Origin of the sequence: Parasalinivibrio latis, assembly GCF_036825535.1 — a bacterium.
GTDB lineage: Bacteria > Pseudomonadota > Gammaproteobacteria > Enterobacterales > Vibrionaceae > Parasalinivibrio > Parasalinivibrio latis.
The window spans coordinates 1435125-1462104 of the sequence record NZ_CP098812.1 but is presented as its reverse complement, the minus strand read 5'-3'; the positions used below and the strand labels follow the sequence as shown (position 1 = coordinate 1462104).

General features: G+C 43.8%; 19 protein-coding genes and 3 pseudogenes. 15 read left to right on the top strand and 7 right to left on the bottom strand.

Going from position 1 to position 26980, the window contains the following annotated elements; all coding sequences use genetic code 11:
- The first annotated feature begins 26 nt into the window (after positions 1-26).
- From NF212_RS07045 to btsR, 3 genes are all read left to right on the top strand, one after another.
- Positions 27-1511: a carbon starvation CstA family protein gene (locus NF212_RS07045; RefSeq protein ID WP_434360088.1), complete on the top strand. Its 1485-nt coding sequence runs from the start codon at positions 27-29 to the stop codon at positions 1509-1511.
- Between the two features lie 81 nt (positions 1512-1592).
- Entirely contained in the window at positions 1593-3260 is a 1668-nt protein-coding gene (locus tag NF212_RS07040; protein WP_434360086.1) for a LytS/YhcK type 5TM receptor domain-containing protein, read from the top strand.
- 23 nt (positions 3261-3283) lie between these two features.
- The gene (gene btsR, locus NF212_RS07035; protein ID WP_434360084.1) at positions 3284-4012 is read left to right on the top strand and encodes a two-component system response regulator BtsR; all 729 of its coding nucleotides are present in this window, start codon (positions 3284-3286) and stop codon (positions 4010-4012) included.
- 50 nt (positions 4013-4062) lie between these two features.
- Here btsR and NF212_RS07030 read toward each other — a convergent pair whose 3' ends face one another.
- The 3 genes and pseudogenes from NF212_RS07030 to tnpA all read right to left on the bottom strand — a co-directional run bounded on the left by NF212_RS07030 (position 4063) and on the right by tnpA (position 7864).
- Positions 4063-5403, bottom strand: a complete 1341-nt coding sequence (locus NF212_RS07030) for an anaerobic C4-dicarboxylate transporter family protein (protein ID WP_434360082.1) — start codon at positions 5401-5403, stop codon at positions 4063-4065.
- Between the two features lie 93 nt (positions 5404-5496).
- Positions 5497-6936: an argininosuccinate lyase gene (gene argH, locus NF212_RS07025; RefSeq protein ID WP_434360080.1), complete on the bottom strand. Its 1440-nt coding sequence runs from the start codon at positions 6934-6936 to the stop codon at positions 5497-5499.
- Positions 6937-7417: 481 nt separating this feature from the next.
- Positions 7418-7864 (bottom strand): annotated as a pseudogene (gene tnpA / locus NF212_RS07020) (IS200/IS605 family transposase).
- A 641-nt stretch (positions 7865-8505) separates the two neighbouring features.
- Between tnpA and NF212_RS07015 the strand changes: the two are divergent.
- Both NF212_RS07015 and NF212_RS07010 read left to right on the top strand, forming a co-directional pair.
- The gene (locus tag NF212_RS07015; protein WP_434360078.1) at positions 8506-8715 is read left to right on the top strand and encodes a hypothetical protein; all 210 of its coding nucleotides are present in this window, start codon (positions 8506-8508) and stop codon (positions 8713-8715) included.
- Positions 8716-8905: 190 nt separating this feature from the next.
- Positions 8906-9839, top strand: a pseudogene (locus NF212_RS07010) (IS481 family transposase).
- Between the two features lie 63 nt (positions 9840-9902).
- Here NF212_RS07010 and NF212_RS07005 read toward each other — a convergent pair.
- The 3 genes from NF212_RS07005 to NF212_RS06995 all read right to left on the bottom strand — a co-directional run bounded on the left by NF212_RS07005 (position 9903) and on the right by NF212_RS06995 (position 11883).
- A complete protein-coding gene (locus NF212_RS07005; protein ID WP_434360076.1) occupies positions 9903-10370 on the bottom strand; it encodes an HNH endonuclease in 468 nt (155 codons plus the stop codon).
- Complete coding sequence (locus NF212_RS07000; protein WP_434360074.1) at positions 10358-10849, bottom strand: hypothetical protein; 492 nt, start codon at positions 10847-10849, stop codon at positions 10358-10360. The genes NF212_RS07005 and NF212_RS07000 overlap by 13 nt, the downstream gene beginning before the upstream one ends.
- Positions 10850-11148: 299 nt before the next feature.
- Positions 11149-11883, bottom strand: coding sequence for a hypothetical protein (locus NF212_RS06995; protein WP_434360072.1), 735 nt, complete (start codon positions 11881-11883; stop codon positions 11149-11151).
- 295 nt (positions 11884-12178) lie between these two features.
- Between NF212_RS06995 and NF212_RS06990 the strand changes: the two genes are divergently transcribed.
- The 9 genes from NF212_RS06990 (at position 12179) to NF212_RS06950 (ending at position 25665) form a co-directional block, all read left to right on the top strand.
- Entirely contained in the window at positions 12179-13882 is a 1704-nt protein-coding gene (locus tag NF212_RS06990) for an N-6 DNA methylase (protein ID WP_434360070.1), read from the top strand.
- Positions 13872-15194 carry a restriction endonuclease subunit S gene (locus NF212_RS06985; protein WP_434360068.1) on the top strand — a complete coding sequence of 441 codons (1323 nt, stop codon included), beginning with the start codon at positions 13872-13874 and terminating at the stop codon, positions 15192-15194. The genes NF212_RS06990 and NF212_RS06985 overlap by 11 nt, the downstream gene beginning before the upstream one ends.
- Positions 15195-16274 carry a hypothetical protein gene (locus NF212_RS06980; RefSeq protein ID WP_434360066.1) on the top strand — a complete coding sequence of 360 codons (1080 nt, stop codon included), beginning with the start codon at positions 15195-15197 and terminating at the stop codon, positions 16272-16274.
- A 1-nt stretch (position 16275) separates the two neighbouring features.
- Positions 16276-17595 (top strand): hypothetical protein, encoded by a 1320-nt coding sequence (locus NF212_RS06975; RefSeq protein ID WP_434360064.1) that lies wholly within the window; start codon positions 16276-16278, stop codon positions 17593-17595.
- Positions 17580-19352, top strand: coding sequence for an Hsp70 family protein (locus NF212_RS06970; protein ID WP_434360062.1), 1773 nt, complete (start codon positions 17580-17582; stop codon positions 19350-19352). The genes NF212_RS06975 and NF212_RS06970 overlap by 16 nt, the downstream gene beginning before the upstream one ends.
- Before the next feature lie 60 nt (positions 19353-19412).
- Positions 19413-20639: an ankyrin repeat domain-containing protein gene (locus NF212_RS06965; RefSeq protein WP_434360061.1), complete on the top strand. Its 1227-nt coding sequence runs from the start codon at positions 19413-19415 to the stop codon at positions 20637-20639.
- Positions 20636-21217: a hypothetical protein gene (locus NF212_RS06960; protein ID WP_434360059.1), complete on the top strand. Its 582-nt coding sequence runs from the start codon at positions 20636-20638 to the stop codon at positions 21215-21217. Before NF212_RS06965 ends, NF212_RS06960 begins: the two co-directional genes overlap by 4 nt.
- Before the next feature lie 180 nt (positions 21218-21397).
- Positions 21398-22414, top strand: a complete 1017-nt coding sequence (locus NF212_RS06955; RefSeq protein ID WP_434360057.1) for a DUF4268 domain-containing protein — start codon at positions 21398-21400, stop codon at positions 22412-22414.
- On the top strand, positions 22411-25665 hold the full coding sequence (locus NF212_RS06950; RefSeq protein ID WP_434360055.1) for a type I restriction endonuclease subunit R: 3255 nt from the start codon (positions 22411-22413) through the stop codon (positions 25663-25665). Before NF212_RS06955 ends, NF212_RS06950 begins: the two co-directional genes overlap by 4 nt.
- 97 nt (positions 25666-25762) lie before the next feature.
- On the opposite strand, the pseudogene NF212_RS06945 reads toward NF212_RS06950, so the two are convergent.
- A pseudogene (locus NF212_RS06945) lies at positions 25763-26218 on the bottom strand (IS5 family transposase); the annotation flags it as partial.
- A gap of 613 nt (positions 26219-26831) precedes the next feature.
- Between NF212_RS06945 and NF212_RS06940 the strand changes: the two are divergent.
- Entirely contained in the window at positions 26832-26969 is a 138-nt protein-coding gene (locus tag NF212_RS06940; RefSeq protein ID WP_434360053.1) for a hypothetical protein, read from the top strand.
- The last annotated feature ends 11 nt before the right edge of the window (positions 26970-26980 follow it).

Sequence of the window (26980 nt, the reverse complement as noted above, 5' to 3'; positions counted from 1 at the left end):
GCATAAACTCGATAAGGACTCTTGCTATGTTGTGGTTCCTCACCTGCGTAGCCGCGCTGATTGGTGGCTATTTTATTTACGGTGCTTTTGTAGAAAAAATCTTTGGTATCAATGAAAAGCGCGTAACACCCGCCCATACCAAAAACGACGGTGTTGACTATGTACCCATGTCTACACCCAAGGTTTATCTGGTACAGCTTCTGAATATTGCCGGTGTTGGTCCTATCTTCGGCCCTATTATGGGTGCCCTCTACGGCCCGGCTGCCATGTTGTGGATTGTGGTGGGTTGTATCTTTGCAGGTGCCGTGCACGATTACTTCTCAGGCATGCTTTCAATCCGCAACGGCGGTGCATCAGTTCCAACCATCACTGGTCGCTACCTGGGTAATGGCGCAAAACACTTTATGAATATCTTTGCCATTATTCTGCTGTTGCTGGTTGGCGTGGTTTTCGTTTCGGCTCCGGCAGGTATGATTACCAACCTGGTCAACGAGCAGACCAGTTTTGATCTCAGCATGACCACCATGGTCGTGGTGATTTTTGCCTACTACATCCTGGCGACCATTGTCCCTGTCGACAAGATTATCGGCCGCTTCTACCCGTTCTTCGGTGCCCTGTTGATTTTCATGTCTATCGGCTTGATGACAGCTATTGGCCTGTCTGACGAACACACTGTGATGGGTGGTTTCACCGTAAGTGACATGTTCACTAACCTGAACCCTAACGACATGCCTCTGTGGCCTGCCCTGTTTATCACTATTGCATGCGGAGCAATCTCAGGCTTCCACGCAACCCAGTCTCCTCTGATGGCTCGTTGTATGGAAAACGAGAAAAACGGCCGCTTCGTGTTCTACGGAGCAATGATTGGTGAAGGTATTATTGCCCTGATTTGGTGTACAGTTGCCCTGTCTTTCTTTGGCTCACTGGAAGCCCTTTCTGACGCAGTTTCTAACGGCGGCCCGGGGAACGTAGTATACGGCGCATCCTTTGGTCTGCTGGGCGTATTCGGTGGTGTCATTGCATTCCTGGGCGTAGTTATTCTGCCTATCACTTCCGGTGATACCGCCTTCCGCTCAAGCCGCCTGATCCTGGCTGAATACTTCAACATGGAACAGAAAACCCTGCGCAACCGCCTGGTAATCGCTGCGCCATTGTTTGTTATCGGTGCCATCCTGACCCAGGTAGACTTCGGTATCATCTGGCGTTACTTCGGCTTTGCCAACCAGGCGACTGCGGTGATGATGCTTTGGACAGCTTCCGCTTACCTGCTGCGTCATAACAAACTACACTGGATCACTACAGTACCGGCAATGTTCATGACCTCTGTGTGCGTAACCTTCATTCTGAACAACAGCACACTCGGCTTCGGTCTGCCAATGAACATCTCTACCGGTGCTGGCGTGTTCTTTGCCCTGGCTGTGGCTGCCTATGTGATTAAACTCTCCAAAGGTAAAGGTGATATTGACCTCGCTGATGAAGAACAGCCAGAGCGCGTAACTGAAACCGCTTAATTAACTGAAGAGTTAACCTTGAGCCTGCTTCGGCAGGCTCTTTTTGTTTTAAAATGCCCAAAACCGACTTTTGAGTTTGCTATGGAACTGGTTATCTCATTGCTTCAGCAAATGTGCGTGTATCTGGTACTGGCCTACATGCTGAGCAAAACCCCCATTATTCTTCCGCTGTTGAACATTTCACACCGGTTAAGCCATCGCATTATTTGTTATGTCCTGTTTTCCGGCTTCTGTATTTTAGGAACCTACTTTGGCCTTCATATAGATGATGCCATTGCCAACACCCGGGCTATTGGCGCAGTAATGGGTGGCCTGTTTGGTGGGCCGGTAGTGGGGTTTGCCGTCGGGTTAACCGGAGGGATTCACCGTTATACACTGGGTGGTTTCACCGACCTTGCCTGTGCCATATCAACCACTGCGGAAGGCTTGATTGGTGGGTTGCTCCATATCTATTTAGTGAACCGCAACCGAGCAAATCTGCTCTTTAACCCGGCGGTTGTGTTTGCCGTCACCTTCATTGCTGAAATCGTGCAGATGTTGCTTCTGCTGCTTGTCGCCAAACCCTTCCACCAGGCTTACGATTTGGTGTCTGTTATCGCAGCTCCGATGATCATTTCCAACTCCATTGGCGCCATGCTCTTTATGAGTATCCTTCAGGACAGGAAAACCATCTTTGAGCGCTACTCCGCAACCTATTCCCGGCGTGCACTGACCATCGCCGATCGTTGTGTCGGGATACTCCATACCGGGTTCAACAGCGAAAACGCCGCCAAAATAGCGCGAATTGTTTACGAGGAAACTCAGGTTGGTGCGGTAGCCATCACTGACAATGAAAAGATACTGGCTTTCGTTGGCATCGGCGACGACCACCATATTCCCGAAACCCGGATTTCATCCAAAAGTACTTTGGACGCGATGAGCCAGGATCACATTATCTACCTTGATGGCGTTGAACACCCTTATCAGTGCTCCCTCTCCCCAACTTGCAAGCTGGGCTCAGCGCTGATTATCCCGCTCCGTTCTGGCGATGAGGTGGTTGGCACCATCAAGCTTTATGAACGCAAGCATAAACTGTTTTCCACTATCAACATGTCGATGGCAGAAGGCATCGCACAGTTACTTTCCAGCCAAATCCTGTTCAGTGGCTACCTGCAACAAAAATCCCTGCTGACCCAGTCGGAAATCAAACTCCTGCAAGCCCAGGTAAACCCTCATTTCCTGTTTAACGCCCTCAATACTATCAGCGCTGTAATAAGGCGTAACCCGGATAAGGCCAGGGAACTCATCCAAAACCTGTCCCAGTTTTTCCGAAGCAATCTCAAACAGAACATTGAAACTGTCACCCTGCGCGAGGAACTGGCGCACGTCAACGCCTACCTGAGTATTGAAAAAGCACGCTTTACTGACCGCCTCAATGTCGACATAGATATTGACGAGTCCCTGCTCGATATTCAGCTTCCGAGTTTCACCCTTCAGCCGCTTGTAGAGAACGCAATCAAGCACGGCATCTCAAATTTACTGGAAGGAGGCACCATCCGGATTTACAGCGATAAATCACCAGACGGCTGCACAATCACCGTTGAGGATAATGCCGGCAGTTACCAGACGCCGGAGCACAATCACAAAGGATTAGGGATGGAAATCGTTACTAAACGGTTGGAAAACCACTTTGGACGTGATTCATCGCTAAAAATCACCAGCGAACAGGACCAATTTACTAGGATGACGTTTATTATCCCCACCGCTTAAACAGTATGAGGATGGCTTGCGGGATGTTAACGGCACTTGTTATCGACGATGAGCAGTTTGCTCGGGAAGAACTTGCAGATTTGCTCGCCGAAACCGGCGAGATTGAGGTTGTCGGTGAAGCCCCCAATGCCATCATCGGATTGAAGAAAATTAATGAACTTCGTCCGGATGTCGTCTTTGTAGATATCCAGATGCCCCAGGTAACTGGTATCGAACTTCTTGGTATGCTGGACCCGGATACAATGCCCCACGTGGTATTTGTCACCGCCTATGACCAATATGCTATCCAGGCATTTGAGGACAACGCATTTGACTACCTGTTAAAGCCCGTTGCACCGAACCGCCTTTTGAAGACCGTTCAAAAACTGACAAGATCTATTCAGCGCCAGATGATCCGGCAAAACGTTTCTGCCATTGCCCCTGAAACCCTGTCACAAATCCCGTGTACCGGACACAACCGGATTATCCTGATTCCAGCCAGCCAGGTAGAAAGCGTTTACACCGATTTAGCCGGTGTCCATGTGTGCTCCGCCACACAAACTGCCAGTACCCAGCTCACGCTTAAAACCCTTGAAGAGAAAACACCGCTTATCCGCTGCCACCGCCAGTACCTGGTAAATGTGCAACACATTCGCGAAATCAAATTGTTGGACAACGGCTTGGCGGAAGTTTTTACCACCAGCAATTTCACGGTTCCGGTGAGCAGGCGATATTTGAGGGTTTTGAAGGAAGTGATTGGGGTTGTGGGGTGAGGAAAGCCGAATCACTTTATCGGTGATTCGGCCAAATCATATACTTAGTGTCAGAATACGAATTGAGACACCAGGTAGCCGCCTGCAACAGCAGAAGACACCATAACGAAACCAGGAAGGATATAACTGTGGTTTACAACGTATGTTCCCAGTTTGGTTGTTCCTGTACGGTCGAATGACACGCAACCGATCTGACCTGCGCCTGGTACGATGAAATCACCGCAGGTAGCCGGATACATCGCAACCAGTAGACCCGGAGGAATCCCCATTGCCGCGCCCAGTGGCATCAATGCCGACACCGTTGCAGATGGACTGAAGATAACCGCTGAGAAGCAGAACAAAATGAGGCCAAACAGCATTGGGGCGCTTTCGACCATTCCTTCAAATGTCGTTTCAAAGAACGGCTGATAAGCATTGAAGAATGTACCGGTCATCCAGGAAATTCCGAACACACCCACCACACCAATCAGGCCGGAACGGAACACTGAGCCTGATGCAAACTTATCGCTGGGCACCTTCGCAAAAACAATGATGAATAGTGCGGCAGCAAGCATCACCATCTGGATAAGCATTGGCGTAGAAAGAACGACTGTTTTGCCGTCGATATCCCATGAAGGCAGCATGCCCTTAAATGTACCGAACAGAATAACGGTCGCAACACCAAGACCAAAAATCAGAACGCTGCGCTTGGTACCTTTGGTCGGCTCAGCATCTACTTTCTGGGAAGGCTCATCGACTTCATCATGAAGAAGTTTGTATTCACCAGATGCAACGCGACGTTGGAATTCAGGGTCTTGCTCAAGCTCTAAACCACGCTTATACACAAATGCACAACCTGACAGCGTACCAATCAGGAAAGCAGGCATACTTACCGCAAGGATCTGGAAAAGCGATACATCGTACATAGACAGCGTTGCAATCATACCTGCTGTCGCAGCACTCATCGGGCTTGCAGTGATAGCGATACCGGAAGCAATTACCGCCATCGACATTGGGCGCTCAGGGCGTATTTTTGCTTCTGCCGCCACTTCCGCAATAACCGGGTATACAGCGAACGCGACATAAGACGTCCCACAAAATACCACGAACATAGAAGAAATTAACGGGCCAAGGAAAGTGATTGCACTGGGCTTTTTACGCAGCAGTTTTTCAGCCACACGTACGAGAAAGTCCAGTCCGCCTGCACCTTGTAAAACACTGGTACAAGCAATAACGGCGATAATGATCAGCAGTACGGTTACTGGCGGTGACGCTGGCTGCAGACCAAACCCAAGAACCAGAATACATACGCCAAGACCACCTGCTGCACCTAATCCTACACCACCAAACCGGCCACCGACGCCGATACACAAAAGGACTACAGATAATTGCAGCCAAAATTCAATACTCATAAAAACTCCTGCCATATGTTAATAAACACACAGCAACTTCAAAGTTAATATTAATAAAAAGCCAGCCTGGTTCAGACTGGCTTTTCTATTTGATTATTCGGAAATAGTATTTTCAGAAGCGTCGAACTGAGTATTAAACCCCTCAGTAGCCAAACCACCGAAACAAATTTCCTCAGCTCGTTTTATCTGAATTTCCACTGCTTGTGGAGCAGTGCCGCCGTAAGAATTACGCGCAGCCACACACGCCTCTAAAGTAATATCCTGATAGATGTCTTCTTCAATTGACGTATGGAATGAACGGAATTCATCAATAGAAAGTTCATCAAGTTTCTTTTCATTCTTAATACAGTAATTAACTGCTGAACCAACAACATGGTGAGCTTCACGGAATGGAATACCTTTACGCACCAAATAATCCGCCATATCGGTCGCCGTTGAGAAACCACGGTCTGCGGCATTGCGGGTGTTGGCTTCCAGAATCACCATCTTCTCGATCATTGGTGTCATTACTTGAAGAGACAACTGCAGGGTATCCATTGAGTCATATACCGCTTCTTTGTCTTCACTCATATCGGTATTGTACGCCAGAGGCAGACCCTTCATGGTTGTCAGGATTGCTGTCAGGTTGCCGTACATCCGGCCGGTTTTACCGCGAATTTTCTCTGCGATATCCGGGTTCTTCTTCTGAGGCATAATGCTTGAGCCAGTACAGAAGTCATCAGACAGTTCAATGAACTTAAAGTCCTGGCTGGAGAACAGCACAATCTCTTCAGACAAACGGCTCAGGTGCATAAAGCAGATTGCCGCAGCCGCATTGAATTCGACCATATGGTCACGGTCGCTCACAGAGTCAATACTGTTGTGCGTAGGCTCATCAAAGCCAAGTAGTTCTGCGGTATAAAAACGGTCGATAGGGAATGTTGTTCCTGCCAATGCAGCAGAACCCAGCGGACACTGGCCCATACGCTTATAAAGGTCTTCAAAACGTGAGTAGTCACGCTGAAGCATCCAGAAGTAAGCCATGATCCAATGAGAGAAAAGAATTGGCTGGCCGGTTTGCAGGTGAGTGTAACCCGGCATGATCACATTCATTTCTTCCTTCGCACGCTTGATTATCACTTTCTGCATAGTGCGAATCAGAGCCAGGTTATCTTCGATAACTGCGCGCATGTGCATTTTGGAATCAAGTGTAGTCTGGTCATTTCGGCTACGGGCTGTATGCAGCTTACCACCCACAGGACCGATAATTTCAGTCATACGCTTTTCGATAGACATATGAACATCTTCATCTGCCGTATCGTAGACAAACTTGCCTTCTTCTACTTCCTTGGCAACCGCATTTAAGCCAGAAATAATTTGTTCCGCTTCTTCTTGAGAAATGATGTTCTGCTTAGCAAGCATTGTTGCGTGCGCAATGCTTCCCTTTATATCAACAGGGAACAGGCGCTTCTCAATCAGAATAGTCGCGTTAAATTCTTCTACAAGTTTATTAGTAGGCAGATCAAATCTACCGCCCCACAGTTTTGCGGACATAATTAGCCTCTATTTAATTTATTAAATATAAATGGTTTGAGAAAATCAGACAAATAAATCTCGCTGAATTCTAGATATAAGAATTCAATATATTTATTTGATTAATTGAGATTTCCAGCTTATAGCTAAAAGAATAGATATCAGGTGACCGTATCGAAAGACAGTCGACGATAATTTCCTTGAAAGGTTGGCATTTCTAACACGTAAATTCCCTTTATTTATGTTAGTCAGAGCGTATCTGCTAACTTTGTTGTGGTAGCAAAATATCTCTTTTTATAAAAAGAATAAAGTGTTTAGCTTCACAAAATGATAATTGAATTACTTTCCCAAGAGATGATTGTTGCATGACTGTTAATGCAAACAATTAAAACACCCTTTGATGGATGATGCGGCTGATAATTATAGATACAATTATCAATGTAAATAATCCACCTGCATAGCAGGTGGCTTTGACCTTGCCCCCTAGAAGGGGGCTTCACACTCAGTCTGGTAACTCCAAGTTCATCTGGCGTTGATACTCCGCTTTCGATTCTTTGTCTTGATGCCTTACGTAACGACGAATGATTTCTTCGTTAGCTCCCACTGAATCCACGAAATATCCCCTTTGCCAAAAGTGATTTCCCCACAGCTTTTTCTTTCGTAGATAGGGAAATTTCGCAAACAGCCGTATGGCTGTTCGACCTTTCAAATATCCCATTAACTCCGAGACACTCTAGCTTGGTGGAGTTCTCACTACAAGATGGACATGGTCTATCTGAACATTTAGTTCTACCACCCTACACTTTTTCATATCGCAGAAAACTTGGATGCAACGATAGACCTCCCTACCAACTTTTCCTTTCAGGATTTTGTAGCGATACTTTGGGGTCCAGACAATGTGATACTGACAACGATAAAATACATGTGATGCTGAGTCGTATCTGCTCATGCTATTTACTCCTTTGAATTGCTGGTAACAATCGAAGGTAGTATTTAGCATGAGCGCTTTACGGGCATAGCCCCGATGAAACGTTTACCACCTCCATAGGAGGTGGTTTTAAAGTTCCAATAAAAATACGTTATATATTCAAACCTTTATATACCCCAGATGTTGGAATTAAAATACACACATTCATGACTACTTTATTCAACACCCTATTACGTGAATTAATTTGCAACTTCAAAAGTATATAAGATTAATATCAATTAGTGAGCGTTTATCTGGTTTAACAAGACTAAGAGAATTTGAATAACTCCTCTCTGTATAACGCATACCAGCTTCAGGGGTTTAAAACCAGCAGCTTCGTTTTGCAAACGCAAAAAGGCCACTGAAAACTCAGTGGCCTTTTCTAATCTGGCGGGCTACATGGGACGAATATGGGAACTGGAAGTTTGAGTTATAACATCATGTATTAATTAGAATTACTGAATAACATGAGCAACGCTAATCTAGGCGAAGCTTGATACTCTGAAAGATGTGATTGCTAATCAAGTGTTGTTACTCAAATCAATGCATCCATTTTTCTGTTGTTAACTAATAGGGACTTATAAACTAATCACGCAGTGGTCAAAATTGAATGAGGTGAATGTATGCCAGAATGGGACGTTACCAGTCAAGAGCAGATCGAAATGGGAGATGTCGACGAGCAAAAAGCGCTAGCGGGCATTGTGATTGGGGCTGATGGACAAGTGCTCGTTAAATACGGTGACAATATTAAGTTTATACCGCACAACGGAAGCGCCGCAGCCGAAATATCGGCAGATTTGTTGGCATTAGTAGCAAAAGTACGTAAAGGGTAACCAACCTTGAAGATGATTTAGAGGAGACCAAAGTGTCTCCTCTTTTCTATTAATCGGTGTTGAGCTTTAGATTGTTTGCTTAGCTGTACTAGTTCAGACCAGATCTGACACTTCGATTTGAAAAGAAGAGAGTTACCCACTTTGATTAAGGTGCTGAATCTTAAATCAAAGAAACAAAGAGGTAACTCTCATGCTTCATACTAGCAATCCAATCATCAAACACAAAGCTGGGCTTCTTAATCTCGCAGAAGAACTCGGTAATGTCTCAAAAGCATGCAAAGTCATGGGTGTCTCCAGAGGCACTTTCTATCGCTACCAAGAGCTGGCAGAAGCAGGTGGCGTCGATGCGTTGATAAATCAAAGCCGTAGAACGCCCAACATTAAAAACCGTATTGAACCGACGACAGAGCAAGCCGTCATTGCTTACGCGCTTGAGTATCCAGCCCATGGGCAAGTGAGAACAAGCAATGAGCTGAGGAAGGGGTCATCCTTACCGAACAGCAAATCGCTGCGCTTGAGCGCAAGAAGCGAGACGACGAAGTATGCGGTGAAATTGAAACTGTTCATCCAGATTATCTTGGCTCTCAGGACACGTTTTACGTGGGCAATCTGAAAGGCGTTAGTCGCATTTACCAACAGACGTTTATCGACACCTACAGCAAAGTGGCCTTCGCCAAGCTCTACACCACGAAGACGCCCATCACGGCGGCAGACCTACTCAATGATAAGGTCTTGCCCTTCTTTGAATCTGAAGCGCTACCGATGCTGCGTATCCTCACGGATAGAGGCACCGAATACTGCGGCCGTGTTGAGCAGCATGACAACCAGCTAAATCTCGCGATCAATGACATAGACCTCACGAAAACCAAAGCCACATGTCGCCTCAGACCAATGGCATCTGCGAACGCTTCCACAAGACCATTCTGAATGAATTCTACCAAGTCACTTTCAGGAAGAAACTCTATGTTGAATTAGATGAGCTTCAGAAAGATCTGGACGAGTGGATGGACTACTACAACACTGAAAGGACTCATCATGGCAAGATGTGCAATGGTAGGACACCGTTGGAAACGCTTCGTGATGGGAAAGCTATCTGGGAAGAAAAGAATCTGACCCAGATATAATCTGACAGCACCGCAAAAAGTGGGTAACTGTCAGATCAGGTCTGAATCATTACAGCTTAGCTCTTACTGAAAACATTTTAAGCATTTAATTTTACTAAGCTTAGCCGTCATATGTTCAGCGTTCTCTCCAAAGTGCAACATTCTACGGCAATTAGCGCATAGGGCTACGGTATTGGATACAGTATCACTGCCTTGTTTGGATAATGGGATAATATGATGTACTTCTAGATAATCGCGACCTGACTTCGTCTTGAATGGCGATTTGACTTCACAAAGTTCACAAAGTTCACAAAGTTCACAGTATCCATTCGCAAGCCTCAGTGTTTCAGCGACAACCAACGGGTCTCGTTTGTATAGGGCGACCGACACAGTTTCTTTTTCTGGATGCAAAATATCAACAACGTTTATATTCGTGGTATCAGTAGAAAAAGCTTCGTTTAAAATCTCTTCGTGATTTAAATAGGCTTGTGATTTTACTTCTATATTGTTGTCATCATATGCAGCAAAAAGTTGTTTTTTTACCTCAGACATAATATCCGCAATACAATTAGCAACTGTGATAGAATTGTCTTCAGTACAGTAAACGCCATTTTTATTACCTTGAGCAATGGTTGCCTTGCCACCAGAACGATGACAAATTTCATCCATGAACGCTTTTTGCATCTTTGATGTAAAGTGGCTTTTTCTCTAGACCCGTCTGTACCATTCACACAGCCAACACCACCTGATATAAGTCGGAATTGAATCTCTCTAGGATTTGATCTGTCGGTTTTTCCACTATTGCCCTTTTCAACATGAATGGAAATACATAATAAATTCAATACGTTGCCAGATAATTCAAACTTCTCACTACCATAAGCGTCAATGTAACTAGGATTGTTCTTTGATTTGCCTACAACTCTAGGTGTTTGATTGATTTTTATCCATTCAGATATATTTGATTTCTCTAATATCTTATTAAGTGACTGCTTAGCTGATTCAACAAGTAGAGCTTTTGTTTTGTTACTCATCAACAACCTCAACAGTCATATGCTGAGCACCATAATAAGTGCCCTCATCAATGGTATAACGCAACATTACATCACGGCTAAGGCAATCAAACTCTTCGTTTAGCTTAATACACTCATCTTCAACCCAGTCCCAACCAAAATGGTTTTCACATTCAGGGCATTGGACGGCGGTTTCTCATACCTCACAACTCTTTGAAATTCTGGACGTATCTTTAGTCTCGACACCAAGGCATTCGACCTTGCTGATGACTTCAAAGCTACTATATGAGGCGTTAGCTACACACTCAGTTGGTAGGCTGTCAAACCAGAGACTTTTCGCGTTCCTCAAAAACTTCAACTAAAAGACTTGGCAGATGTGACACTTTGCGTCCGGTGGTATCGATAAGGTGGTATTGTTGGTTTTGTGTCCCCAATTTAGTTTCTCCTGCGAGACCTGATAGTGTTGCATGCGCGGCTTCTTCAGCAACTATTCTTATGATTGGTTTTAGCTTTGATAGCTGTCCTTGGGACAAATTTAGTCGTTTTATTTCATCACCTACGTAGTACGAGTGAGGTTTATCGAAATAATTATTAGAGAGTTGCTCAAGAGTTAAGGAGATGTCATTTGCTAGTTGACGTGCGTGTGTCATCTCCCCAGGCATTTTTACGTGATTTAAATATTCAGCTAGCTTACCAGTGGAAAGTTCACGCAATTCTCCCACGATATAAGATGAGATATCATCTCGGATAATATCTTCTCTTATCAGATCATCTACATTTTCAAAACCTGAGTTACAGAGCGCTTGAATGTTGTCTTTGCTGTCAGGTAAGTCAGACCATATTAGATAGCGCATTGATTGAGGTAGATCACTAATGAAGACATCAACGAGAGGCTCGATTTCATTAAACTGAACATTTATGTGAGATCTCTCAAATGCATCCCAGTCATCAATCAAGCTATTGAATGGCTCTGTTATTGCGATTTCGGCACCAAATTCTATAAGTATGTTTGGATAATGAGTTGCTCTCGCTGGTTCCTGTTCTAGCCGGTTCACTATAAATTGGAGGTATGAACGTACAAGCCCGCAATATTGTACCACTTATGTTTATCCTTATGATTTTTATGACTTTGTGAAAGCAAAAAGCATAATACTTAATCTTTCAGGATGCTATCATCTGCTAACGGACAAAAATATCGGTTTGGTTGCAGTTTTCAATACGCTCCTATGTCAGCAACCATGATGTGCTCCTTACTTCATAAAAATCACTATTAAGTAAGGCAGAAATCAGTGAAACCCCCATGTTTACTGGTAGAATGCACACAACTTTTTCGAATTAAAGAAAACTGAAATGAATCAACAAGAACAACTATTCCTGAAAGAGCTTGAAAGTAAGCTCTGGACTGCCGCAGATAAGTTACGCTCAACGTTAGATGCTGCGCAATACAAGCACGCTGTACTTGGCTTAATTTTCGTTAAATACGTTTCTGATGCCTTTAAATTGCGTCAGGAAGAAATCAAAGCCGATCTTACAAACCCAGAGCACGAATACTATCTAGATCCTTCTGACTTCTCAGAAGAAGAATTGGCAGCCGAAATCGCTATTGAACTTGAACAACGTGATTTCTACACCGAGAAGAACGTGTTCTGGCTACCAACCGAATCTCGTTGGCAGTTCCTACAAGATAATGGCCCTCGCGTAATTGGTGGTGCTGATCTGGAGATTGACGGCAAGGTTAAGAAAATCACTTCTGTTGGTCACCTGATTGATAACGCACTTGAGGGCATCGAGCGCGACAACCCGAAACTGAAAGGCGTACTGAACAAGTCATACTCTGCTTTGAAGATTGACCAAGCGAAGTTGAACGAGCTAATCAACCTGATTGCTACCATTCCATTTGTTCACGCAGACCTAAACAGTAAAGACATCCTTGGTCACGTATACGAATACATGCTTGGTCAGTTTGCACTGGCTGAGGGTAAAAAAGGTGGTCAGTTCTACACGCCAGCGTCCATCGTATCGCTGATTGTTGAGATGATTGAGCCATTTGAAGGTCGCGTGTATGACCCTGCAATGGGTTCTGGCGGCTTCTTTGTGCAATCAGAGAAGTTCATTGAGCGCAGAGCTAACCAAAAAGAAATCGACCCGCTAACGCAAAAGCAGAAGATCTCTATCTACGGTCAGGAATACAACCACACCACATGGCAGCTAGCGGCGATGAACATGGCGATCCGTGGTTTGGATTACGACTTCGGTAAAGAGCCTGCCAGCACTTACACCAACGTTCAGCACCTAGATTTACGTGCCGACTTCATCATGGCGAACCCACCATTCAACATGAAAGAATGGAATACAGGCGTTGATGATAATGACCCTCGCTTCAAATACGGTAAACCGCCAGCGGGTAACGCTAACTTTGCGTGGATGCAGCACATGCTTCACCACCTTGCACCAGATGGTTCTCAAGCGCTACTACTAGCAAACGGCTCAATGAGTTCAACCACCAACAACGAGGGTGAAATTCGTAAAACGCTTATCGAGAACGATCTTATTGAGTGTATGGTCGCACTGCCGGGTCAACTGTTTACCAACACCCAGATCCCAGCGTGTATTTGGTTCCTAACTAAGAACAAAACCGCTCGCACCGATAAAGCGGGGCGTAAACTGCGTGCTCGTAAAGGTGAAGTGCTGTTTATTGATGCGCGTAACCTTGGCTACATGAAAGACCGCGTTCTGCGTGATTTCACTCGTGATGATATTCAGAAAGTCGCAGACCTTTACCATGCATGGAAAACAGGCGCAGAAGTCAATGGTATCATTTACCAAGACCAAGCAGGTTTCTGCAAATCAGCAACGCTTGAAGAAATCACCAAGCACGATTTTGTATTAACTCCGGGGCGTTATGTTGGCGCGACGGAAGAGTTAGATGATGGCATTCCATTTGGTGAGAAGATGGCTGCGCTAACCGCTAAGTTGAGCGAGCAGTTTGCTGAGTCAGCAACGCTAGAAGCAGAGATCAAGAAGAACTTAGCGGGGTTAGGTTATGAAGTATAACAAAGTTCCCTTAGGAGACTTAATAACAGTTCTTACTGATTATCATGCCAACGGAGCATACCAAAAACTAAAAGAAAACGTTGAATTGCTTGATGACGAAAATTACGCCTTGATGGTAAGAACAACAAATTTTGAGAGTAATGACTTCTCTGATTCGCTTAAGTTTATTTCTGAACATGCCTATAACTTTCTTGAGAAATCAAAGGTGTATGGCGGTGACTTGATAATGAACAAGATAGCTAATGCTGGATCTATATATCTAATGCCGGATTTAAAGCGTCCAGTATCTTTAGCAATGAACTTGTTTCTGATTAGAGTTGATGAACAAAAAGCCAATCCCGTTTATGTTTACATTTTCCTAAAAGTAAATGAGGCTTACGTTAAGCAATTTGCCAATGGTTCTGTTACTAAAACTATTACCAAAGATGCGGTAAGAAATTTAGAGATATCTCTTCCTCCAAGAGAGGTTCAGAATGAAATTGCAAATCAGTATAACTCTCTAAGCAAAAAAATCGCTGTTAATTCTCGTATAAACCAAACCCTAGAAGAAATGGCACAAGCCATCTTTAAGTCATGGTTTGTCGACTTCGACCCAGTGAAAGCTAAGATGAATGGCGAACAACCAGAGGGTATGGATGTTGCCACTGCCTCGCTATTCCCTGAAAAGCTAGCTGAGTCAGAGTTGGGGATGATTCCTGATGGATGGGAAGTATTGCCATCCGAAAAGGTTGCGACTGTTGCTATAGGTAAAACGCCGCCACGTAAAGAACCTCAATGGTTTTCAGAAGACAGTAAAGATGTTACTTGGATTTCCATCAGAGATATGGGTAATACAGGGACGTTTGCGCTTGATTCTTCGGAGTATCTAACGCAAGAAGCTGTCGATAAGTTTAATGTTAAGGTTATCCCAGATAACACTTTGATTCTTAGCTTTAAATTGACTGTCGGTCGTGTGGCTATTACTCATGGTGAAATGACGACCAATGAAGCTATTGCTCATTACAAACTGAGTGATAACGCTCGGGTTTCAACGAATTATTTATATTCTTACATGAAGCAGTTTAACTTCGAGTCATTGGGTAGCACGTCATCAATAGCAAAAGCTGTTAACTCTAAGATTATCAAGGCTCTTCCTGTGATAGTGCCATCGAAAGAGATCCTAGGTAGTTTCGATTGTCTAGTGAAACCTTTATTCGACAAAATAAAGTCGAATCAAATGGAAAACCAGAACCTAGAAGACCTTCGTGACACTTTGCTTCCTAAATTGCTTTCCGGCGAAATCGAGTTAGGAACTGAAGTAGGAGAAAGCTAAATGCCTACAGTTGGCTGGATTCAGGAAACTGCGATAGATCAGTTCTACGAAAGAGGAGGCACAAGTACCGCCTCTCCAAAGCTCAGTGAATATTTTTGTCGCCATTGTGGGAAATGTTTTTCCTCCAAAGATGCTCGCGATCTACATGAAGTAGAACACCCCATTGCTAACCCTGTGCTGATGGTTGATGGTGTAGAAGTGCAAAGCTCAACATTCAAGCTTTCACAGTCGCCGAAGCCAGAAACCATCGAGATTGCTTTCGTAGAATACCTTGTCGTCAATGGTAAATGCGTCGAAATAGGTGAACTAAAGCAGTTGCTTTGCGGCGCTAAGTACCAGTTTTTTAATATTGAACTGTACGGCAAAGAGACAACTAAGCGCATCAGTATTGATGTACAGATTGCAGATCCTGATGAGCTACTGCAAGTTGACAACAAGTTTCGAACGTATTTTTCTGGTGATGACTTTAACGGCGATGATGTAATGCGATTTACCAAAGACACAGAGCATTTTGGAAGCTGTGTTTGGTATATCGATGGTCTTGTGAAGTATCTCTACGGTGTTATGGCGAAAGATCGAAGAACTGAGCGTATCACTTATGAAAACTTTTCAGACACATTAAATCTGTCGTTTACATATCTTTCGGGCTATGACACACCCCTTGCTGTCTCTTTGTGTCAATTGATTAAGTTCGTGATGAATGACTTCCGAATTCCTAGTCAAATAGGTTATATCCCCGCGTTAGATAATGCTTTGACCTTTTTTAATGCAGGTGTCACCTCAAAAAGGAACTGGCAGAGAGAGGATGGGCAATTAAGTTTGCCAACCGATTTGGCTACAGAGATTATCTTGAATCGCTTCATTGGTTTGTACGAACAATTGTCGATTCATGAGTTAATTGAACTCGTAGGTCAGATCAATAGAAAAAGCTGGTCTCGTCAGGATAAACACAAGCTTGATTATATTTGCTTGCGAAAGTCCATTGATGACAAAGACACAGAAAGAGAAACATATTATAAGCGTCGACTAAGGCACCTTGAAGAATTTAACGGTACATTCGGCGCAGAACTGGAGGGCTGAAATGAGCACTAAACGAGAAATATTGAGCCTTCCACGAGGCAAAAAGCAAAGTACAGCTAATTCTGAATTGAAAGTGCCTGTTGTTAAACCTGAGCATAGAGAGGATACAGTTGTTGACTCTCCCGTTCCTGTTACTCAAGTAGAACCAATAAAAGAAGCTACGCCCAATGTGATTGGCGATGCGAAACCGTCTAAAAAAACAGTGAAAAAGACTAAGAACTTCACGTCACTAGATGAACTCTTACTGGATGTTTTTAAAAAAGAATTAAAGACTGATGGCAAATTGAAGCCCATTAAGATTGATAAAGTTCATGAGTCTGCGCTGAAACGAATGACGGGACTAGAGCCATCTGACAAAAACACTTGGGAATCAATTTCAACCAACGTCAGTGAGGTTGATCCTACATTCAAGCATTTGCTCTCCTTGCTGTTATCCTCAGCTTCGGCCAAACCTGCTTTGAGACGGAAACTGATTGAGTTCGCCGTGCTTGTGATCAGCAGGAACTGGGTTGGCAAACTTTCAGGTAGCAACAATGTCTTTGCTGATTTGGCTGGAACTGTGGGGGTCGATAACCAAGACTCTGTTTCTCTCATCTGCCGAGGAATTAAGGATCTGTTTGATAAACAGATCGATAATCGCAAAAGAGTCGAGAGAAGCAAGGATTCAAAGGATGACCAGCAGTTCTTACTGGGTGTTTCTGACATCAAGAACAAGAAAGCGAATGTTATCTCTATCTGCTGCTTATGGGCATCTGAAACAGGAAAAGCGGATTATGAAAAAACAATATCGCAGCTAAAAAATTTCTTGCTTCAGGAAACGTCGTCCGTCGAAGTTGACCCAGTTTTAACAAATTATTTCTTTGCCGGAGCACTGAGGGATAACGCTCCATTTGTTTTGGCAGCCATTCGATTTTTTCAGAATACCTGCGCAATGGCAGAAGAAAGGCGAAAAAGTGCTGAGTCAGAATTAGGTTCCAAAGAACAACGTATTTTTAGCCTACAAAATAATTTAAATAGTCTGAAATCTGAACTGGCAGCGCGAGAAGAAAAAATTGCTCAACTCATGGGTGAGATTGAATCTTTGAAGAGTGAGTCGTATCAAAGAGAACTATCAGAGCAAGCTACGCGAGTTCACCTCAGAGATGATGCAGGACAAGCAAAAGCTAGGGCTAACACCTTATTATCTGAGGATATTGCACCAGCCATGGAACTATCTCTAAAAGCTTTAAATAGAGAAAGTCCCAAAGTTGACGTCGCAATTTACCAAATTGAATTGGCATTAGAGAATATTGAGAAAGGATTGCCATGGTTCAGCAAGTAGTCGGTATCGATTTTGGTACAACCAATAGCCTTATATCAGTTGTTACCCATGATGGTCGAGTAAGTTCGTTTTATGACTTAGGCCGCCCTCATCCTTCGGTTGTTCGTTATGAAACTGACCAAGTTATATGTGGCAGGAGTGCGAAAGAAAAGCTTGAAACCACAGGTGTCGGGGTGCTGGGCAACACCGTCAGAGGCCCTAAAAAACTACTCAACCAATCAATGATTAAGGTTGATGGACGTTTAATCAACCCCACTGAGGTGGTAACTGATTTTGTCAAATACCTGAAAAATGATGCGTTGCAAAATGATAACTCAGAGGCCGCAGATTTGACGCGAGCCGTTGTCACGATTCCTGTAGATATGAATGGTGAAGGCCGTGTGGCGCTGAGAGAAGCTTTTCTGAACGCAGGAATCTATATTGAGTCATTTGTTCATGAACCACTAGCAGCTTTGTATGCTTACTACAAAGATCAACCTGATCCTGAGGATATGATTCGTCGTCATGAGAACCACACGGTTTTGGTCTTTGATTGGGGGGGCGGCACGCTTGACCTTACTCTTTGCAAAATCAAAAACGGGGCACTCGTTCAGATACAGAACAAAGGCAACAATACTGTGGGTGGTGATTATCTGGATGAAGCTATTTTATCCTATGTAGAGAAGCAGCATGCACTAAAACACCACTGGACTGACGAAAAGTTTTTGGAAAGAAACCCCGGGATGAAAGCTAAGCTGCTCGTCGAGTGCGAAAAGGCTAAGATTGCACTTTCCTCCAGAGACGTTGTCCCAATTTGGCTAGATGAATACTACCAAGGGGACGGCCCAGAAGCTGAAATTGATATTTCACTAACCCGAGAAACGTTAGAGAAGGTTTGTTCCACTCTGATTCATAAAGGGATGCGAGAAATCGATATTTTGCTGTCACCAGATCATGCAGATATTGACCCTCAAACGATAGCTCTTTGCTTGGCGACGGGAGGCATGGTTAATATGCCCTCCATTAAGCGACAGCTTAGCGAAATATTCGGTGTTGCTGCGCTGCATATATCCCCTAAGGGCGACACCATTATTTCTGAGGGGGCTGCTCGCATAGCCGCAGATAAGTTAAGTCTGACACTCGCAAAGCCTTTTGAGCTGCTGGAGGCCAGAAACTCTGTTGTGACATTATTAAAAGAGGGGACTGTACTTCCCTCTCGTGGTACGTCAATACGTCATGAACAGTCGATGTACTGCACTGATCCTCGCGATGGAAATGCGCTGTTAATGTTCAAGCGACCATTGATGGTAGGTAAATCTGGAGCCTCAGACGCAAGGGTCAACTTAGGTAGCCTATCTGTCCCTGTGAATAAGGAGTTTCCGCCTTTAAGTGAAAGGATTTTGGTAGAAGTAGTAATTGATGACAACTTGATTGCTCACGCCACAGCGGTTGGCTCAGACAAAGATGAACCAGTGACTACTCAGTTCTATGAGCTGGAGTTTGCCCTGCGTGTAGTAACCACCGAGCAGGAGCAAAAAAAAAAGCCATTTCAGATTCGTCCATCTAGAAGCATAAGCAAAGGAGTTATTGCGCTTGCAAACGTTGCGCGTAAGAACGACTTATGGAATTTGGTGCCGGGTGAATTGTTGAAGCAAATCAATGACACTAACCCATACATGAGAAAGGATCTTACTGAACAACAAAGGCTGGAATTTGTCAGATATCAGCCCTGTTTAAGCTGTGGGTCTAAGTGGGGGAAGAACTGTTGCAACGCGTAACCGCAAGTTCGAGATATGTTTCATGGCGAATTGCGTTAAATGTTGCGGGAGAGAATGCGAATGGTTGAACAATTATTGGGTGCTGTTGAGTCGGGCGATTTAGCGCTATTGAATGATTTACTTGAACAACAGCCAGAGTTCGTTAGCACCGTCTTTGAAGAACTAGAAGCAACGCCATTTGAGCTTGCTTTAAAAAACGGTTTTTCGACACTCGCCGAGAACATCATTAACAGCGACGGTTTTGATATCAATCATGCAGGGCATAACCCACTTCGGTTAGCGATTGAACTGGGTTTCTTGGATATTGCTAAAGCACTGTTACAAAAAGGCGCGAACCCTAACTATCGACCACAACATATGAGCAGCGCATTATTGCTTTGTTTAGACAATGAGTATTTTGAACTTGCAGAGTTGATGGTCGAAAAAGGCGCTGAAGTTAACATCCGTAACGACAAGGGCTGGACGCCATTGATTTGGGCATCAATGAAAGGTCGAGTCAAAGCGGTGGAGTTTCTGCTTGAGCACGGAGCGGCTGTTGATGTCTGTAACAATGATGGTTGGAATGCGGTAACGGGTGCTTACTTTAAACAGCGTTTAGAAGTAGTCGATAAGCTCCTTTCTCAAGGTGCCGTATTCAGCGCCAAGTATTCTGAAGCCGCCATGCTGTCAGCGTATCAAAATGGGCACATCAACATCGCTAAGAAGCTACTGGTTGATGGCGTTAATCCAGATGTTGAAAACGAAGATAAAGAAACGATGCTGATTATCGCCATTACTAAAGGTGATGATGACATGATCAAAGCGCTCGTTACTGCTGGTGCGAATCCGAATGCAAGAAATAAAGATTCAAATCCTGCGCTATCACTGCTGGCTCAAAATGGAAAAAATGAACTCATTTCGTTGCTGATAGATAAAGGTGCAGATGTCAATCTTCAGAGTAAGACTGGCAGAACCGCTGCAAATTGGGCTGCTACTTATAACCAAGCGCCAACATTAGAATTTCTCCATAGTAAAGGTGCTAATATTGACTTGAGAAATGAAGATGGTTGGTCGCCATTGATGGTTGCAGCAAGTAGTGGTTACCTTGAATCTGTAATTCAGCTGGTTGAGCTTGGAGCAAACACCGAGTTTGAAACCCAAAAGGGAAATACGGCTCGAGATATTGCAAAATCAAAAGCCCCAAAACATGGGGATAGAAGAACCATCAATGGTCACTATGTTTATCCACTACTCAGCTCCAATTACAAAGAAGTAGTAGATTATCTAACTGGAATGCGCCAACAGTGATAGCTCAAAACTCAGTTTTTGATGCTGTTCGTCGCGGCTATAACGAGTTAGAACTTGCAAGTAACGACGAAATCCTTGATTACTTTGCTGATGTTAACCCCGACGCTATGTCGGGGCATATCAGCAACATCAAAGGTATTGTCTTTGAGCAAGAAGTTGTTACTGCACTCAATGAGCAAGGAATCGATGCCATGCTTTTTGAAGCCACTAACCATCCTGTTTCTGATATTGCATTAATGAGTGATGGCGATATTGCGGCTGAAGTGCAATTAAAAGCGACCGACAGCATTTCTTATATCAATGAGACATTGGCTGAAAACCCAGATATACCAATTATTGTCACCAGTGAAGTGGTTGATAGTTTCGATAGCACCATGGTGATTGATTCAGGGATAGATAATGTTGCACTGGATGAAGCTGTATCAGAGGTTTTAACTGAGGAAATAGTAAGCCATGTCGGTGAATCTGTAGCAAGCGATGTTGGGAGCGAAGGATTCGCTGAACTTGTAGCCGATGTAGCTTTGCCAATTAGCCCTATTGGTGTTCTCGGGGCATTTTTGGGACTCCCTTTTTTATAGATATTGAAATTGGCTGCAATATTAGGTGTTAGCTAAAAAGGATGTTTTCGTGTTTAAAATTGACGTTAGCTCAAATCGCATTACAAGAATAATTACTAAAAATTTAGCGAGTTAGGTTTTCGAGAACGTGAACATCTACAGGAATGGCTTGCCCATCAACCCGATGCACTCGGTGAAGAGTTGCTGATTATTCAGAAAGAGTTTGATGGCTTTGACGATACGAGGGAGCGGCTCGACCTACTCGCATTGGATAAAGATGGAAACCTAGTGATCATTGAAAATAAGTTAGATGACACCGGGAGAGATGTTATATGGCAGGCACTTAAGTACGCATCTTATTGCTCTAATTTAACCAAATCTCAACTTGTGGATATTTTTCAAACGTACCTTAACCGCCATTGTGGCGGCGGAGATGCGAGAAGTGCGCTTTGTGAATTTTTAGATGAGCCAGATCTAAGCGAAGTGGTCCTCAATTCGGGGACAAATCAGCGCTTGATGCTAGTCGCAGCAAATTTCAGGAAAGAAGTAACAAGTACAGCACTGTGGTTGTTAAACCACGGTATTCAAATGCAGTGTTTTAAAGTGACACCTTATGCCATGGGTGAACAACTTTTTCTCAATGTTGAGCAAATCATCCCTACACCTGAAGCCAAAGAGCTGATGATTGGAATGAGTGCTAAAGAAGCAGAAGAGAAAAGTACAGAAGCCGAATTGAAAAGCCGACATAAAATTCGATTGGCATTTTGGGAGCAGGCTCTTGATGCAATGAAAAATAGCCAATGCGATCTTTTTAATAACATAAGTGCGAGTAAAGACCATTGGTTAAGTGCAGGCTCAGGTCTCAGGGCATGCCCATTTACACTGATTTTTGGCATGCGAGAGGCTCGCGTCCAATTCGAAATGAATCGCTCTGATACCACTGAAAACAAATTTATATTTGACTCTCTTCATTCACTTAGATGTGAAATTGAGGAGCAATTTGGTCATTCACTTGAATGGTTGCGCCTAGATAACAAAAAGGCAGCTCGAGTTCAGTTTAAAAAGAGCTTTGATGGATACAACAGAGAGAGTTGGTTAGAAATGACAGAGTGGCTAGTAACTAATATGACCAGGCTTGAACATGCTGTGAAACCTCATATCAAGTCTGTCAACAAAGAACTGAAGAATGCCAATTTCTCTTTTGAGGAAGAAGCATGATCACTGAAGACCAACTAGAACAGCTCTGCCTTGATTGGTTTACCAGCCAAGGCTACCTATACAAAAACGGCTACGATATTGCTCCTGATGGCGATTCACCTGAACGTGACGATTACCACCAAGTCGTGCTGAAACAGCGTCTATTTGAACGCTTGAAAGTATTAAACCCTGAACTGCCACAAGAGAGCTTGAATGTGGTGGTCAATACGGTAAGCACGCCTGATACCCCTGTACTGATTAAAAGCAACCGCGCTTTTCACAAGTATCTGATTGAGGGCGTTCCTGTTGAGTACACCGTGTATGAAGACGGGGAAACCAAAACCAAGCACACCCATGCTCGTTTGATGGATTTTACTCATTCAGATAACAACGAGTTTTTGGTGGTGAATCAGTTCACCATTACAGGTAAAAAAGGTAACCGTCGACCCGATGTAGTGGTGTTCATCAATGGTTTGCCGATAGCGGTTATCGAGCTGAAAAACCCTGCCGATGAACATGCAGACATTTGGCATGCTTACAACCAGCTTCAAACCTACAAAGATGAAATTCCAGATCTGTTCATTTTCAATGAATCTTTAGTGGTGAGTGATGGTTGGACAGCGCGTGTTGGCTCTCTAACGGCCAATAAAGAACGCTTTTTACCTTGGAAAACCGTTTCTGGTGAAGATGACAAGCCGCTTTGGGAATACCAACTCGAAACCATGGTGAAAGGCTTCTTTAAGCCTGATTTACTGCTTGATTACATACGCTATTTTGTTTTGTTTGAAACGGAAAACGAAACCATCATCAAAAAAATAGCGGGTTATCACCAATTTCATGCAGTGCGAGCGGCAGTCGAAGCCACTGTACGAGCGAAACAAGCTGATGGTGAACTGCCTTTAGTTGCTGAAAGCATGGGGCAGTACCAAGTTCAAGCAACAAAAGGTTTCGATAAAATCAAACCCGGCAGTGGTAAAGCAGGGGTGGTTTGGCATACGCAAGGCAGTGGTAAAAGCATTTCAATGGTTTGCTACGCCAGTAAGCTATTGCAACAGCCAGCGATGAACAACCCAACCATCGTCGTGGTAACAGACCGCAATGATCTGGATGGTCAGCTATTTAATACCTTTGGCATGGCTAACGAAACGTTAAAGCAAATGCCTAAGCAAGCAGATGATAGGGATTCGCTTCGGGAGCTGCTGCTGAACCGTCAGTCTGGCGGCATTATTTTTACCACTATTCAAAAGTTTGCGCTGTTAGATGAGGAAAAAGAGCATCCCGTACTTTCGACTCGTTCTAATATCGTCGTGGTATCTGATGAGGCGCATCGCAGTCAGTACGGCAACAAATCGAAGTTGGTGGATGTTAAAGACGCTAACGGCAATGTCATCTCACAAAAGTATGTTTACGGCTACTCCAAGTACATGCATGATGCTCTGCCCAATGCCTCGTTCATTGGTTTTACAGGAACACCCATTGCTATGGACGACAAAGATACTCGTGGTGTGTTTGGTGAGTACGTCTCTATTTATGATATCCAAGATGCAGTTGATGATGGTGCAACAGTGCCAATCTACTATGAATCTCGTTTAGCCAAACTGGATATCAATCAAGCAGAGATTGAGCAGCTTAACGACCAAGTCGAAGATGAAATCGGTGAGGACGAAGAGACTGCGAGCCGCGAGAAAATCAAATCTCAATGGGCAACTCTTGAAAAGCTAGTTGGTGCAGAACCGCGCATTCAGCAGGTAGCTCAGGACTTGGTAAACCACTTCACTACGCGTACTGAAACCTTCCCCGGCAAAGCCATGATTGTGGCGATGAGCCGTGAAATATGCGTCGACCTCTACAATGCGATTGTTGCCATCAAACCAGAATGGCACAACGACGATCCCGCAAAAGGCGCAATCAAGATTGTCATGACAGGCAGTGCGTCTGACAAAGCGAAGATGCAGCCGCACATCCATGATAAGAAAACTAAGAAGCTTTTTGAAGCTCGATACAAAGATACGCAAGATGAACTTCAATTGGTGATTGTGCGTGATATGTGGCTAACAGGCTTTGATGCGCCGTGTTGTCATACCATGTATGTCGATAAGCCGATGAAAGGTCACAACCTGATGCAGGCTATTGCACGCGTAAACCGTGTATTCAGGGATAAACCGGGCGGTCTGGTCGTTGACTATATCGGTATCGCTAACGAACTTAAAAACGCACTTAAAACCTACACTAACAGCCAAGGTAAAGGCCAGCCGACCGTTGATACAGCAGAAGCTTTCGCTGTGTTGATGGAAAAGGTGGATATTATCCGAGGGATGTTCGCAACCCCTGTTGATGGAAATGTCTTCAACTATCGACCTGACTTTGAAACGGATGCGTTGCGTTTACTGCCGGGAGCTGTGAACCATTTATCGGGTTTGTCGCATACGGATAGCAAAGGCAAAGAAGTTCGCGATGGCAAACGTCGATTTCTCGATGTGATGGCTGCACTCAGCAAAGCTTATTCGCTGTGTAACACCATGGATGAGACGCGTGGTTACAAGAACGAAATCGCCTTCTACTCTGCAATTAAAACGGCATTCATGAAGCATTCAACCGTCGACAAGAAGCGTACGGATGAAGAGCGCAATACCGCTCTAAAGCAGATTCTCGACAATGCTGTGATTGCTGATGGCGTCGATGACATTTTCTCTATGGTTGGTCTTGATAAGCCTAATATCGGCTTGCTTTCTGAAGAGTTCTTGGAAGACGTTAAGAACATGAAAGAAAAGAACCTTGCTGTTGAGCTGCTTGAGAAACTGTTGCGCGATGAAGTCAAAGCACGGATGAAGAATGACGTGGTGCAGGAGAAGAAATACTCCGACCGCATCCTGACAACACTGAACAAGTACCACAACCGTAGCATCGAAACCGCTCAAGTCATTGAAGAACTGATCAAATGGGCGAAAGAGATGCAGGCGGATGCAGAGATGCTAGATAAGCTGAACCTTTCAGTCGATGAAATGGCGTTCTATCGCGCACTTGTAGAGAACGAGTCCTCTGTACGTGAGCTTGGTGATGATGCTTTGCGTAACCTTGCGATTGAGTTAACTCAGCAGCTTAGAAAATCCGCTACTGTTGACTGGCAGAAACGGGAAAGCGTTCGTGCTCGTATGCGTAATTTAGTTCGTCGACTGCTGCGCCGCTGGAAGTACCCGCCAGACGCTGCTGAAGCCGCTATCAAGCTTGTTCTTGAGCAAGCTGAAGTGCTTGCTGACGGTTGGTATAAGTAATGACAAAGGCAAGGGTGATACCTTGCCTTTGTCATATGTGCTAGGCATTGTTGATCAAATCAGGTAAAGAGCGTAGCTATCCTACGGAACCTACCTATTAGTTTCCAATAGGCATACCTAGCCCTAGGACTTTGTTCATTGCTTTGACGTTTGCCAACGCTTCGCCAACTTGAGCATTATAACATCTCAAGCTCAATGTACCGCTCGTCAGTCCTTTATATCGAGACATTACTGTCTCAGAGATCGAACGCTCATGAGAGCCAGAGTTAGTTTTCCACTGAGCTAGCGTACCATTTTTAAGTGCATCTACCACTTCATTTCTAGGGTTCCCCTTTTCCCTGTAACCAGCATTTTTTCTGGGAGGTATAAGAGGTTTGCAGCCCTTAGCCTGCAATACTTCATGACACTTCTTCGTGTCATAAGCACCGTCAACTGATACAGAACGAACCTTTCTACGAAGTGGATACAATAATGTTGAGAGAGCTTCACTATCACCAACATTGACGAGGCTGACTTCTGTGCTAATCACATCATGTGTATCGACATCAACGGCTGAGTCGTCAATCCAAAATGTTACTGAACCTCGTTTGCAAAAGGCTTCATTATACTCACTCTAATTTGTTATCTTCTTCGACTTGTACACAACATCACCATGTTTCTACTACATGGGATCAGATCACAGGATTGAGGAAAGGTTCAACGGATTTAGTCAACAACGCCATACCAAACTGTCGTCCCGAGTGATTTGGAGCATCCAAGAGAACTGCATAGAAAAATGCCTTTCACCACCACTATAGTAGTAATTACTAAGTCAATGAATGGGTTTATTGTGTTTATTTTTATATTGTTTAATTTTAAATAATGATAATTATATATCATGATGTAATAAGAAAAATCCTATTTAACACATGAATAGTGGCAACATAAAGACAGTCAGATTTAAATTATTTAATTTTGTAGCAATATGCGAATTATGTAATTTTAATTACTAGATAACATTCAATTACTTTTTAGAATTAAAACTTTTTTTAAAGTATTAATTATTTTCGCGTCACTATTATACCGTACTTTTACCTCCATAGCTCATGAGCTTCCCTCAATTTGACAAAACTAATAATTGGTCTTTCATTAAAGAGTACTCTAATTATCGTCACAGGATGCTGAATATGAATAATATCAAAATTGCTCTAGTTGAAATTGAAATTGAAATTGAAATTGAAATCAATGTTGATCTAATACCAGAATTAATTATTGATAAAATGATTTATTTCCATTGCTCAGTATATGGAAAATATATTCATTAAGGAGGCTTGTG